Origin of the sequence: Micromonospora sp. NPDC048935 (assembly GCF_043197875.1) — a bacterium.
Taxonomy (GTDB): domain Bacteria; phylum Actinomycetota; class Actinomycetes; order Mycobacteriales; family Micromonosporaceae; genus Micromonospora.
This window is the reverse complement of the sequence record NZ_JBICTZ010000001.1, coordinates 1,192,136-1,203,968: the sequence shown is the minus strand read 5'-3', so window position 1 is coordinate 1,203,968 and position 11,833 is coordinate 1,192,136. Positions and strand designations below refer to the sequence as shown.

Annotated in this window: 13 protein-coding genes; 5 read left to right on the top strand and 8 right to left on the bottom strand. The window is 72.8% G+C overall.

Annotated features, from left to right (window positions below):
• Positions 1-186: 186 nt before the first annotated feature.
• Positions 187-1,458, top strand: coding sequence for an MFS transporter (locus ACGFIW_RS05835; protein WP_393311129.1), 1,272 nt, complete (start codon positions 187-189; stop codon positions 1,456-1,458).
• Here ACGFIW_RS05835 and ACGFIW_RS05830 read toward each other — a convergent pair.
• The 5 genes from ACGFIW_RS05830 to ACGFIW_RS05810 all read right to left on the bottom strand — a co-directional run bounded on the left by ACGFIW_RS05830 (position 1,434) and on the right by ACGFIW_RS05810 (position 6,035).
• The gene (locus ACGFIW_RS05830) at positions 1,434-1,691 is read right to left on the bottom strand and encodes a UBP-type zinc finger domain-containing protein (RefSeq protein ID WP_393311128.1); all 258 of its coding nucleotides are present in this window, start codon (positions 1,689-1,691) and stop codon (positions 1,434-1,436) included. The genes ACGFIW_RS05835 and ACGFIW_RS05830 overlap by 25 nt on opposite strands.
• Entirely contained in the window at positions 1,688-3,259 is a 1,572-nt protein-coding gene (locus ACGFIW_RS05825; protein ID WP_393311127.1) for a Na+/H+ antiporter, read from the bottom strand. Before ACGFIW_RS05825 ends, ACGFIW_RS05830 begins: the two co-directional genes overlap by 4 nt.
• A gap of 38 nt (positions 3,260-3,297) precedes the next feature.
• Positions 3,298-4,263: a TIGR03885 family FMN-dependent LLM class oxidoreductase gene (locus tag ACGFIW_RS05820; protein WP_393311126.1), complete on the bottom strand. Its 966-nt coding sequence runs from the start codon at positions 4,261-4,263 to the stop codon at positions 3,298-3,300.
• 80 nt (positions 4,264-4,343) lie between these two features.
• Positions 4,344-5,759 (bottom strand): NADP-dependent succinic semialdehyde dehydrogenase, encoded by a 1,416-nt coding sequence (locus ACGFIW_RS05815; RefSeq protein ID WP_393311125.1) that lies wholly within the window; start codon positions 5,757-5,759, stop codon positions 4,344-4,346.
• A gap of 12 nt (positions 5,760-5,771) precedes the next feature.
• Positions 5,772-6,035, bottom strand: coding sequence for a DUF6343 family protein (locus ACGFIW_RS05810; protein WP_393311124.1), 264 nt, complete (start codon positions 6,033-6,035; stop codon positions 5,772-5,774).
• A gap of 122 nt (positions 6,036-6,157) precedes the next feature.
• Here ACGFIW_RS05810 and ACGFIW_RS05805 point away from each other — a divergent pair, with 122 nt between their 5' ends.
• Together ACGFIW_RS05805 and ACGFIW_RS05800 are read left to right on the top strand one after the other, a co-directional pair.
• Entirely contained in the window at positions 6,158-6,748 is a 591-nt protein-coding gene (locus ACGFIW_RS05805; protein ID WP_393311123.1) for an antibiotic biosynthesis monooxygenase, read from the top strand.
• 120 nt (positions 6,749-6,868) lie between these two features.
• Positions 6,869-7,717 carry a GDSL-type esterase/lipase family protein gene (locus ACGFIW_RS05800; protein ID WP_393311122.1) on the top strand — a complete coding sequence of 283 codons (849 nt, stop codon included), beginning with the start codon at positions 6,869-6,871 and terminating at the stop codon, positions 7,715-7,717.
• Positions 7,718-7,736: 19 nt separating this feature from the next.
• On the opposite strand, the gene ACGFIW_RS05795 is transcribed toward ACGFIW_RS05800, so the two are convergent.
• The 3 genes from ACGFIW_RS05795 to ACGFIW_RS05785 all read right to left on the bottom strand — a co-directional run bounded on the left by ACGFIW_RS05795 (position 7,737) and on the right by ACGFIW_RS05785 (position 9,650).
• Positions 7,737-8,492 carry an EcsC family protein gene (locus tag ACGFIW_RS05795; RefSeq protein WP_393311121.1) on the bottom strand — a complete coding sequence of 252 codons (756 nt, stop codon included), beginning with the start codon at positions 8,490-8,492 and terminating at the stop codon, positions 7,737-7,739.
• Between the two features lie 49 nt (positions 8,493-8,541).
• Complete coding sequence (locus ACGFIW_RS05790; RefSeq protein WP_357077681.1) at positions 8,542-8,688, bottom strand: hypothetical protein; 147 nt, start codon at positions 8,686-8,688, stop codon at positions 8,542-8,544.
• Between the two features lie 107 nt (positions 8,689-8,795).
• The gene (locus tag ACGFIW_RS05785; RefSeq protein WP_393311120.1) at positions 8,796-9,650 is read right to left on the bottom strand and encodes a peptidase M23; all 855 of its coding nucleotides are present in this window, start codon (positions 9,648-9,650) and stop codon (positions 8,796-8,798) included.
• 422 nt (positions 9,651-10,072) lie between these two features.
• On the opposite strand from ACGFIW_RS05785, the gene ACGFIW_RS05780 reads away from it, so the two are divergent.
• Both ACGFIW_RS05780 and ACGFIW_RS05775 read left to right on the top strand, forming a co-directional pair.
• Positions 10,073-10,993 carry a PAC2 family protein gene (locus ACGFIW_RS05780; protein WP_357077675.1) on the top strand — a complete coding sequence of 307 codons (921 nt, stop codon included), beginning with the start codon at positions 10,073-10,075 and terminating at the stop codon, positions 10,991-10,993.
• A 37-nt stretch (positions 10,994-11,030) separates the two neighbouring features.
• Entirely contained in the window at positions 11,031-11,828 is a 798-nt protein-coding gene (locus ACGFIW_RS05775; protein ID WP_393311119.1) for an exodeoxyribonuclease III, read from the top strand.
• The last annotated feature ends 5 nt before the right edge of the window (positions 11,829-11,833 follow it).

Below are 11,833 nucleotides of genomic sequence, written 5' to 3'. Positions count from 1 at the left end.
GGGGTCGACCCTCCGCCGAGGTTGGCTGACACGCTCGTGCCGATGGACACGCCGAGCCCAATGGCCGGCTGGGAGCGATGGGCACGTCGGAGGCGCTGGGGCAACGAACGCGCCGTAGGCGGGCTGTGACGGGTGCCGCAGCGCTCGGGGCATCGGTGACGCGTACGTCGGTCCTAGGGTCGGTGTGTGGGCACCCGGGCGCGGATTCACGGCCGCTGGCGGTCTCTGTCGCCGCTGCCGCCGGGTCGGCTGCGTACCCTGTCGCTGGCCACGCTCGCCAACACCGTCGGGACCGGGCTGTGGGTGACCGGTTCGGTGCTCTATCTGACGCGCGTCGTCGGGTTGAGTCCGACGCGGGTCGGGCTGGGGCTCACGCTCGCCGGCCTGGTCGGGCTCACCGCCAGCGTGCCGCTCGGTGGGCTCGCCGACCGGCGTGATCCGCGGAACCTCCGGGCGGTCCTGCAGTTGGCGCAGGCCGCCGTCGCCGTCGCGTACCTGTTTGTCGGTTCGTTTCCGGTCTTCCTGCTGGTGGCCACACTGGACGCGCTGCTGATCTCGGGCAACCTGGCGGTCCGCGCTGCGCTCGTCGCCGCGGTCGGCGGGCCGGAGGGCCGGGTGCACGCCTTCGCCACCCTACGGGCGGTGGCCAACCTGGGTGTGGCGCTCGGCGCGGGACTGGCCGGGTTCGCGCTGGCGGCGGACACCGGGTGGGCGTACCGACTGCTCGTGGTCGGCAACGCCGCGACCTATCTGGTCTCGGCGGCGCTGATCCTGCGACTGCCGGGGTATCCGCCGCTCCGGCGGCTCCGCCGGAGCGGCCCCGGCCGGGCGTTGCGCGACGGACGGTTCCTCACGGTCGCCGGGGCATCGGCGGTGCTCTCCCTGCACTCGGTGGCGCTGACCGTGCTGCTGCCCCTGTGGGTGATGACCCGCACCGACGCCCCGCCGGTGCTGGTCGCCGCCATGCTGCTGGTCAACACGCTGCTCACCGTGCTGCTCGCGGTACGCCTGAGCGGTGGCGCCCGGCACGCGCTGGCGGCGGCGACGACGATGCGCCGGGCCGGACTGGTGCTCGCGGCCGGGATGCTGCTCTGGGCCGCGACCGGCTTCGTCTCCGGCACGCCGGCGATCGGCCTGCTGCTGGGCGCGACAGTGGTCTACACCCTCGGCGACCTGTGGCACGCCGGGGCCGGGGCGGCACTGGCCTACGACCTCGCCGCCCCGGACGCCATCGGCGCCTACCAGGGGGTCGACACACTGCTCGCCGGGCTGGCCCGCGCGGCCGGGCCGGCGTTGCTGATCTGGCTGGTCCTCGGCGGTGGCCCGATCGGCTGGCTGGCCCTGGCCGGGCTTCTCGCCGGCACCGGCCTGGCCGGGCCACCGCTGACCCGGCGGGCCCTGGCGAACCGCGCCGAGCCGTTGCCGGCCAGCGATCAGCCGATCTCCTCGTCGACGTAGCACCAGCGCCAGGTCTCGCCCGGCTGCACCGACCGAATCACCGGGTGGCTGGTGGACTCGAAGTGCTTCGTCGCGTGCTGGTACGGCGACGAGTCGCAGCAACCGACATGCCCGCAGCTCAGGCAGCCCCGCAGGTGCACCCAGTCGGCGTTGCCGATGGCGACGCAGTCGGGGCACTCCTCGGTGGTGCGCGGCTCGACCGCACCCGCCTCGGCCAGATGCTGACAGCTCACTTCTCGACCTCCCGCAGCAACGACTCTTCCAGGTCCAGGTCACGATAGGCCCGCACCAACACCTCCTCAGGAATCCGACCGGAGTCCCGGGCAGCCCGGAACACGTCCCGCTCGGCGTCGATCATCTCCTGTCGTAGCCGACCGTACGCCTGCGACGGCGTTTCCCGCTCGGTGCCGCCGAGTCGTTCCCAGGCCAGGTTGTTGCGATCTTCCAGCGCACGACGCAGCCGGTCCACCACCGCCTCCGGGGCGCTGTCGGCCAGCTTGTCGAGGCGGTCCCGGGCGGCACTGCTGGCCTGCTGCTGCACACCGGCCGCGGACAACGCGTCCTGGACCGGGTCGTCCTGGGGCAGCTTCAGCCGGCGGGCGACCACCGGCAGCGTGGCCCCCTGACCGACCAGGGTGACCACGATCACCGCGAAGGCGAGCCAGATGAACAGGGCCCGGGGGTACGGCTCGTCGCCGGCCAGGGTCAGGGGCAGGGCCAGCGCGGCGGCCAGTGTCACCACTCCCCGCATCCCGGCCCAGCCGATGATGATCGGGAACCTGGGTGACGGGGCCGGGTCCCGGCGACGGATCCGGGGCACCAGCCGGGCCAGGTAGGTGGCCGGGAAGAGCCAGATGAAGCGGGTCAGGAAGACGGTGGCGAGCACCGCGACGGTGATGAGCACGAGCGAGCCGGTCGGCTCGTCGAGGTCGCGCAGCACCTCCCGCAGTTGCAGCCCGACCAGTAGGAAGACCAACCCCTCCAGCAGGAACCGGGCCAGCCGCCAGAACGCGCCGATCTGCAACCGGGAGGCCGCCGAGAGCAGCTGGGACAGCTTGTGGCCGAGCGCCAGCCCGGTGACCACCACCGCGACCACGCCGGAGGAGTGCACCGCCTCGGCGGCGAACACCACGGCGAACGGGATGATCAACGACAGGGCGTTGTCCAGCAGCGGGTCGGTGATCCGCCGGTGCAGGAAGCCGAAGACCACCGCGCCGATCGCGCCGATCAGGATGCCGCCGCCGGTGGCCCGCAGCACCTCGATGGCGATCTTGTCGGCGCCGACCGCCGAGCCGGCGGTGGCCATGGTCGCGACGCGCAGCAGCACCAGCGCGGTGGCGTCGTTGACCAAGCTCTCCCCCTCCAGGATGGTGACCACCCGGCGGGGCAGCCCGACCCGGCGCGCGACAGCGGTGGCGGCCACCGCGTCCGGCGGCGCGACCACCGCGCCGAGGGCCAGGCAGATCGCGAACGGCACCTGCGGCAGCAGCAGGTGCAGCACGAAGCCGACAACGAACGCGGTGAACAGCACCAGGCCGACCGCGAGCAGCAGGATCGGCCGGATGTTGTTCTTGAACGCCGGCACCGACGTCTCCAGCGCGGCGACGTAGAGCAGCGGCGGCAGAATGCCGACAAGCACCAACTCGGGGTCGAGCTCGACGTGCGGCACGCCTGGCACGAAGGAGAGCGCCAGGCCGAGCACGACGAGCACGATCGGCGCGAGCAGGCCGAGCCGGCGGGCCAACGCGGCACCGAGGGTGGCGATCGCCAGGAACACGACGACCGGAAATAGGCTTTCCATGGGGTACGAGCCTAGGGGTGCGGCGGACCAGACCCTGATCAGCCGGTCGGCCGTAGCTTCGGCAGCACCTCGGCGCCGAACGCGTCGATGAAGTCGCGCTGCTCCTGCCCGACGTGGTGCAGGGCGATCTGGTCGAAGCCCAACTCCACGTACTCCTCCAGCCAGCCGACGTGCCGGCCCAGGTCGGCCGAGATGTTCACCACGTCGGCGACCCGCTGGGCGGGCAGGTCGGCGGAGACCACGTCGAAGTGCTCGACCGTCTCCAGGTCCCAGCAGACCGGCGGGGCGAAGACGTTGCTGCGCCACTGGTCGTACGCGAGGGCCTCGGCCTGCGCCTGCTCCTTCGCCCAGGAGACGTGCACCTGCAGGTGCAGCGGGCCGCGCCCGCCGGCGTCCCGGTACGCGTCGATCATCTCGCGCAGGTGGGCCACCGGGGCGTTCACGGTGATCAGGCCGTCCGCCCACTCGGCGCACCAGCGGGCGGTGGCCACGCTGACGGCGGCGCCGACGAGCGCGGGCGGCTGCTCGGGACGGGTCCACAGCCGGGCCCGGTCCACCCGGACCAGGCCGTCGTGGCTGACCTCCTCGCCGGCCAGCAGCGCCCGGATCACGTCCACGCACTCCCGCAGGCGGGCGGCGCGGACGTCCTTGCGCGGCCACGGGTCGCCGGTGATGTGCTCGTTGCTGGCCTCACCGGTGCCCAGCGCCGCCCAGAACCGGCCCGGGTACATCGCGCCCAGGGTGCCGATGGCCTGCGCGATGATCGCCGGGTGGTACCGCTGACCGGGCGCGTTGACCACGCCGAACGGCATGCCGGTGGCCTGCAACGCCGCGCCGAGCCAGGACCAGGCGAAACCGGACTCGCCCTGCCGGGCACTCCACGGGGAGAAGTGGTCCGAGCACATGGCGGCGTCGAAGCCGGCCCGCTCGGCGTGCGTCACCGCCTCCAACAGGGCGCGCGGACCGATCTGCTCATGCGAGGCGTGGAACCCGAACGACGTCATGGGCGCACTTCCTACCCACGACGGCCCCGGCTGATGCGTGCCGTGCCGGGAACTACTCGGCGTGCGCGCCGTGCCGGAAACTACTCGGCGTGCGCGCCGGCACCGGCCGAGGCGGCACCCTCGCCCACCCAGACCGTCTTGGTGTTGCAGAACTCCCGCATGCCCAGCGCCGACAGCTCCCGACCGTAACCGGAGTTCTTCACACCGCCGAACGGCAACTCCGGGTAGGAGGTGGTCATCCCGTTGATGAAGACGTTGCCCGCGTCCAGGTCGGTGGCGAAGCGCTCCTGCTCGGCCGGGTCCCGGGTCCAGGCGTTCGAGCCGAGCCCGAAGCTGGTGCCGTTGGCGACCTCGATCGCCTCAGCGTACGACGACACCCGGAACAGGCCGGCGACCGGGCCGAAGACCTCCTCGGACCACATCCGCATCGTCGGGGTGAGGTCGGTGACCACTGTCGGCGGGTAGAACCAGCCGTCGCCGGCTGGCTGCTCGCCGCCGCAGAGCACCGTCGCGCCGTTGTCCACCGCGTCGCGGACCTGAGCGTGCACCTCGTCGCGGCCGCGCTCGCTGGCCAGCGGCCCCACGTCGGTGTTCGGGTCCATCGGGTCGCCGACCCGCAGCGCGGCCATGTTCGCGGCGAACGTCTCGGCGAAGGCGTCGAACACGTCGGTGTGCACGATGAACCGCTTCGCGGCGATGCAGGACTGGCCGTTGTTCTGGCAGCGGGCGGTGGTGGCCACCTCGGCGGCCCGGTCCACGTCGGCTGAGGGCATCACCACGAACGGGTCGCTGCCGCCGAGTTCGAGGACTGTCTTCTTCAGCTCCCGGCCGGCGATCTGGGCGATGGACCGGCCGGCGGGCTCACTGCCGGTGAGTGTGGCGGCGCGGACCCGCGGGTCGGCGAGGATCGTCTCGACCGCGTTCGAGCCGACCAGCACCGTGGTGAAGGCGCCTTCGGGGAAGCCGGCCCGGCGGAACACGTCCTCCAGCAACAACGCGGTCTGCGGCACGTTCGAGGCGTGCTTGAGCAGACCGGTGTTGCCGGCCATCAGCGCCGGTGCGGCGAAGCGCATCACCTGCCAGAGCGGGAAGTTCCACGGCATCACCGCGAGCACCACGCCGATCGGCTGGTAGCGGATGTACGCCCGGGTCGCCTTCACGGCGGGCGCGTCGGCCGGCTCGTCGGCGAGGAACCCGGGGGCCCGGTCGGCGTAGAAGCGGGCGGCCGTGGCGCACTTGGTCACCTCGGCCTGCGCCGAGGCGTACGTCTTGCCCATCTCGGTGGTCATGATCCGGGCGATCTCGTCCCGTTCGGCGTCCAGCAGGTCGGCTGCGGCGTTCATCCACCGGGCGCGCTTGTCGACGGTGGTCTCCCGCAGTTGCCGGTACGCGAGGTCGGTGCGCTCGATGGCGGCGTCGAGTTGCTCGCTGGACATCGCCTCATAGGTCTTGAGCACCTGTCCGGTGGCGGGGTTGGTGGTGGCGATGTGGGGCATCTCGTCCTCCTGTCACTCGAACAACGAGTGTCGTACGCCCGGCTCCTCGCGGTGGCGAGCGGCGCGGCGGCGCTGGATCACGACCAGGTCGACCACGGCGACCACGGCGAAGATCGCGCAGACCACGCCGAGCCAGGCGATGCCGGCCCCGAACGCCAGCACCGCGAAGAGCACCATGATCACCAGCCCGAAGCCGGCGAGGGTGAGCCGGAGATTGAGGGCGCTGTTCGCGTGGCCGACCGTGCCACGGGCGCGCCGGGGCTGCGATCTCGTCATACCCCCGACCTACCCCCGATCGGACGGGTTAACCGGCGCCGGGCGCCCGCACCACCGGGGCGGGCCGGTGTGCTCCGGCACATCCGATCGCGCCGCGGGCCCGCGACCCGCACGATGGGCGCATGTCATTGACCCTCGCCGTGCCGGTGACCGTCGCCATCGCCCGCCGTGTCGATCCGTCCCGGGCCAGCGAGATGGTGGCCTGGATGCGGGCCGGCACGGCGTTGGCCGAGGCGTTCCCGGGTTTCCTCGGCGCCGGTTGGGTGCAGAGCGGCCCCGGTTCGCCGGACTGGCACATGCTCTATCGCTTCGCCGACGCCGAGACGCTGCACCGGTGGGAGGAGTCGCCGCAGCGGCGCTGGTGGCTCAGCTCGGCCCAGGGCATCGTCGAGCACACCCGCGTCGAGCGGCGGACCGGCATCGAGGGCTGGTTCGACCCGCCGCTGGAGCACTCGGTGGACCCGGTCGAGCCGGTCGCGCCGGTGTCGCCGCCGAGGTGGAAGCAGGCGGTGACCATCTGGTTGGCGTTCTTTCCGCTGAGCCTCAGCGCCACCCTGCTGACCAGTCACTTCCTTGCCGCCGTGCCGTTGGCGGCCCGGGTGCTGCTGATGACGCTCTGCCTGACCCCGCTGATGACCTATCTGGTGCTGCCCCGGATCACCCGGGCCCTGCACCGGTGGCTGCACGCCCAGCCGGCACGGCGGCGGGATTAAAGCACCTCCGAACGCTGTCGCCGAGGCTCTGCCGCATACCCGACAGCAACTTCCCGGCACGCCACGTCTGGCGCATAGAGTTACCGCGCTGTCGCTCTGTGCTGCGGAACGGGGGATGTCATGCCTCGACGGTGGGTCGCCGCGCTGGCCTGTCTCGCAGCGCTTGTCGCGTTGGCCTGCGAGGGCGGCACCTCCGCGTCACCCCGCCCCACCAGGAGCGGCCCGTCGAGCGGACCGGGCGGCATCGCCGCGCTCGGCGACTCGATCACCACCGGCTTCGCCTCCTGCCTGGTGCTCACCTCCTGCGAGCGCAACTCCTGGTCCACCGGCGACGGGCTGCGGGTGCAGAGCCACTACCGGCGGCTGCTCGACCAGAATTCGGCGATCCGCGACCGGACGTACAACCACGCCCGCGCCGGGGCCCGCGCCGACGCCCTGGAAGGTCAGGCCCAGGCAGCGGTACGCGACCGCCCCGACTACGTCACAGTGCTCATCGGCGCCAACGACGCCTGCCGGGGCGGGGTGGACGCGATGACGCCGGTGGCGCAGTTCCGGGCCGACGTGGACCGGGGGCTACGGGTGCTGCGGACCGGCCGCCCGAAGGCCCGGGTGCTGGTGGTGAGCATCCCCGACCTGTACCGGCTCTGGGAGGTCGGGCACGACGACCCACGGGCGGTCCGCGCGTGGCGGCGGGGGGTCTGCCCGGCCCTGCTGGCCGAGGCGACCTCGACGGCGCCCGCCGACCGGGAGCGCCGGGCCGCCGTGCGGGACCGGATCGACGCGTACAACGCCGAGCTGGTCGCGGCCTGCCGGGCGTACGGCTCTCGCTGTCGCCACGACGGCGGCGCGGCGCACCGGGTCCGCTTCACCCTGGATCTGCTCAACCCGCTGGACTGGTTCCACCCCAACGCCACCGGGCAGAGCCGGCTCGCCGAGGTGACCTGGCGACCCTCCGGTATGGCCGGTTGACCGTCCCGGAGGGGGACCGTCAGGGGTGGCGGGGCCCCGGGAGTGCGGTGCCCCGAGGGCGGTAGAGGGCCCGGGAACGCTGTGCGAGGTCCTTCGTGGCCGACGAGTTGGCCCAGGTGCCGAGCACGATGGCCGCACCTGGGACGATCTTGGCGACGATCCGCTTGGCAGCCCGGACTCCGGCCATCTGCGCCAGCCGGACACCGAGTTGCAGCATCACCCGACCGAGCGGGCGCTGGCCGCCCAGACCGAAGAGCGCGTCGGCGCGTTCCCGGCCGGCGGCCACGCCGAGCGCCAGCCGGGCGCTCTCGGCGACCTTGTGCACGCGTTGCAGCACCAGCAGATCGGTGGCCCGGTCGCTGTGCATGGGGTCGACGTCGTACGCGGCGGCGATGTGCAACACCATGCGTGCCTGGGTCCAGGCCAGAACGCCCACGTCGATCACGGCACCGGGCAGCCCGGCCGCACCGGAGACCGCACCGGACAGCCGGGCCAGGTTGACGAACTTGCGGGCCGCCTGGTCGGCCAGGGCGTCGGCCGAGACCCCGGGCTGTTCGGCCCGGGCCCGGTCGGCCCACTGCTCGGCTTCCGGCCCGAGTCGGCGCACCGCCTCCAGGGCAAGGTGCTCCGGAGCGTACTGGGGGTCGTCGCGCATCCGGTCCCACAGACGGGCCGGCGGACCCTCGGGGGCGTCCGCCGACCCGGCCGGCGGATCGACGGACGGTTGGGGAGTGGGGGCGGCGGGCTGGCCGCCGACGGGCGGGGTGTCGGTCACCGGGTCTCCCGTGGGATGGGAATGGCGGACAGGGCGGCCGATGGAGCGGTCAGCGGCGGCGGTTGGACAGCTTGGCCGCCAGGCCCTTGAGCTTCTGCTGGTTGGCGGGCTTGGCCATCTCTCGACGACCTCGCTCGACCATCTGCTGCCCCTTGGGCGATCTCAGGAACGTGGTGATCCGCTGCATCAGTGACATGGCGTCCTCCTGTCGATGGTCCCTCAGTCATGTGTACCCCGAACCTGCAACACATGTACCCGGGATCCGACAGCCTCAACCCCTGACCGTCCATAGTGGGCGGTAGACTACCGCCCCGCCGGCACGATGGCGTCGACGACCCGGGTGGCCCGCCACTCGTGCTGCTGGTAGTACTCGGGGTACGCGGAGACCTGCACGGCCTGGGCGGCGTCGGTGAGCCGCATCCGCTCCCAGCCGGGCACCTGCTCCAGCGCGGCGAGGAACTGCCGCGTCGCGAACTCCGGGTCCATCAGCCGACCCACCGGGCCCCAGCCACTGCTGGAACGCTGCTGGAACAACCCGACCGAGTCGTGGTCCCAGCCGACGCCCTGGTGCGGGTAGTCCTGCGACTCGGGCAGCACACCGCTGGCCACGTTGTAGAGGTTGCTCTCCTGCATGGCGGTGGCGACCGCGATCACCAGCCCTCGGCGGGGCACCCCCATCTTGCGGCCGGCGCGCACGATCGCCTCGGCGTTCTCCATCTGGTCCTGGTCCAGCCCGGCGACGGGCGCCGGCCTGGTCGGGCGGGCCGGGGCGGCCTTGCGAGCCGGCGCGGTGGTGTCCGGGTCGGCGGGAGTCGCCGTGGCGGACGCGGCGGGAGTCGTCGGGGCGGCGGTGCGGTCGAGGCCACGGGAGGCGCGCTGCTGCTCGGCACGCTGCGCCAGTTCCGCGCCGGAGATCGCGTCGCGGCGGGTGGCGGCATCCGCGGTCTCGTCCCGAACCTGCGCGACGGCGGCCAGGCCGAGGCAGCAGACCACGCCGGTCGCCAGCGCCACCTGCGCCCGGCGTCGACCGGCCAGGTCCCGGGTGTACGCCCGGAGGCGACTCGCGGCGGTTGTCCGTTCGGTTGAGGTGCCATCCTCCGTATCGGCAGTAGGACTGCTCGGGGCGTACGGGTCGTCGAGGGTGCCGTCGTCACGCATCAGCCGAGGCTAGGCAGAGAGAGACCCCGATTACGCACGGTGATCACGTGGCGATCACCACAGATCGGGGCCGTACTGGTGGACGACCCGGGCGGGTCGGCCCGGCCGGGGAACGTTCCTCGCGTACCGGATGAAGCCGGCGCCACACGCAGGCCGGCACGGGCGGTGTGAGGGCCGGACATCCGGCCCACGGGCCTGACATGATCGACAAACTCGGCCTTTCGGCCGAACCGCGCCTCGGCCGATCGGCCCCCCGCACCCCCACCCGGCGGCATAATCGGGTGATTAGTCCGGTCACGCCCGACCACCGGGCGACGGATCGCCCGGCGCAGGAATGCACCAGGATGGCGGGTACGTTGCCCGAACGGGTGCCCTCCGTCGCGTGGGCACCCCGCAGGCACATTTCAGGGAGGTCCGCACCGGTGCTCGACCCACATGAGCTCTACCAGCTCACCGACGATCTGCCCGACCTCGGGCAACCGGTCCTGATCCAGGCCCTCACCGGGTTCGTGGACGCCGGCAACGCCAGCCGGCTGGCGCGCGAGCAGCTGCTCACCTCGCTGGAAGGCCGGCCCATCGCCACGTTCGACGTCGACCAGCTCTTCGACTACCGGTCGCGACGACCGGTGATGACCTTCGTCGAGGACCACTGGGAGAGCGTCGACGCGCCCAAGCTGGAGCTGCACCTGCTGCACGACGACGACGAAACCCCGTTCCTGCTGCTCACCGGCCCCGAGCCGGACCTGCAGTGGGAGCGGTTCGTCGCCGCCGTGGCCGGGCTGGCCGCCCGCCTGGACGTCCGGCTCACCGTGGGGCTCAACTCGATCCCGATGGCCGTGCCGCACACCCGACCGACCGGGGTGACCGCGCACGCCACCCGCCCCGAGCTGATCGCCGGGTACGAGCCCTGGCTGCAACGCGTCCAGGTGCCCGGCAGCGTCGGGCACCTGCTGGAGTTCCGCCTCGGCGAGCAGGGCCGCGACGCGCTGGGCTTCGCCGCCCACGTGCCGCACTACGTGGCGCAGACCGAGTACCCGGCCGCCGCCGAGGTGCTGCTCACCTCCGTGTCGCGCAGCACCGGGCTGCTGCTGCCCGGCGACGGGCTGCGCTCGGCCGCCGAGGTGGTCCGGGTGGAGATCGACCGCCAGGTCGCGCAGACCGAGGACGCCGCCGCCCTGGTCCAGGCCCTGGAGGAGCAGTACGACGCGTTCGCCCGGGGCCGGGGCGAGAAGAACCTCCTCGCCCCGGACGCCGGGCCGCTGCCCACGGCCGACGAACTCGGCGCGGAACTGGAACGGTTCCTGGCCGAACAGACCCGTCCCGGCGACACCCCGGGCAGCTGAGCCGGCGCGCCGGGGGCGGATGCGGCAGGCTGGGGGCATGCGCCTGGCGACCTGGAACGTCAACTCGGTGAAGGCCCGCCTCCCCCGGCTGCTGCAGTGGCTGGCCGACACCGGGCCGGACGTCGTCTGCCTACAGGAGACCAAGTGCCCGGACGGCGCCTTCCCGGTGACCGAGGTGGGCGCGCTTGGCTACACCGTGGCCAGCCACAGCGACGGCCGGTGGAACGGGGTCGCCATCCTGTCCCGGGTCGGGCTGGACGACGTCCGGGTCGGGTTCGCCGGTGAGCCCGGCTTTCCCGCCCCGGAGGCCCGCGCCATCTCCGCCACCTGCGACGGGGTCCGGGTCTGGTCGGTGTACGTGCCGAACGGCCGGACGCCCGACGACCCGCACTACGCGTACAAGCTGGCCTGGTTCGCGGCGCTGCGCGACGCGGTGGAGGCCGAGCTGTCCGGTGGGCTCCCGCTTGCCGTCTGCGGCGACTTCAACGTCGCCCCGACCGACGCCGACGTCTGGGACCCGGCGGTGTTCACCCATTCCACCCACGTCACCCCGGCGGAGCGGGCGGCGCTCGCGGCCCTGCGCGACCTGGGCCTCGTCGACGTGGTGCCGACCCCGATGAAGGGGCCGCACCCCTTCACCTACTGGGACTACCGGGCCGGGATGTTCCACCAGAACAAGGGCATGAGAATCGACCTGGTGTACGCGTCCGCGCCGTTCGCCCGCGCGGTCGCTGCGGCCTACGTGGATCGGGAGGCCCGCAAGGGCAAGGGCCCCTCCGACCACGCCCCGATCGTGGTCGACGCGGAGCTGGTGCCCGCGGTCGAGGCGTTCTGAGCGGG

What these genes read in the sequence shown, in the direction of transcription:
- ACGFIW_RS05775 (WP_393311119.1), top strand. Translation starts at nt 11,031, where the DNA reads ATGCGCCTGGCGACCTGGAACGTCAACTCGGTGAAGGCCCGCCTCCCC.
- ACGFIW_RS05815 (WP_393311125.1), bottom strand. Translation starts at nt 5,759, where the DNA reads ATGCCCCACATCGCCACCACCAACCCCGCCACCGGACAGGTGCTCAAG.
- ACGFIW_RS05785 (WP_393311120.1), bottom strand. Translation starts at nt 9,650, where the DNA reads ATGCGTGACGACGGCACCCTCGACGACCCGTACGCCCCGAGCAGTCCT.
- ACGFIW_RS05825 (WP_393311127.1), bottom strand. Translation starts at nt 3,259, where the DNA reads ATGGAAAGCCTATTTCCGGTCGTCGTGTTCCTGGCGATCGCCACCCTC.
- ACGFIW_RS05805 (WP_393311123.1), top strand. Translation starts at nt 6,158, where the DNA reads ATGTCATTGACCCTCGCCGTGCCGGTGACCGTCGCCATCGCCCGCCGT.
- ACGFIW_RS05790 (WP_357077681.1), bottom strand. Translation starts at nt 8,688, where the DNA reads ATGTCACTGATGCAGCGGATCACCACGTTCCTGAGATCGCCCAAGGGG.
- ACGFIW_RS05800 (WP_393311122.1), top strand. Translation starts at nt 6,869, where the DNA reads ATGCCTCGACGGTGGGTCGCCGCGCTGGCCTGTCTCGCAGCGCTTGTC.
- ACGFIW_RS05820 (WP_393311126.1), bottom strand. Translation starts at nt 4,263, where the DNA reads ATGACGTCGTTCGGGTTCCACGCCTCGCATGAGCAGATCGGTCCGCGC.
- ACGFIW_RS05810 (WP_393311124.1), bottom strand. Translation starts at nt 6,035, where the DNA reads ATGACGAGATCGCAGCCCCGGCGCGCCCGTGGCACGGTCGGCCACGCG.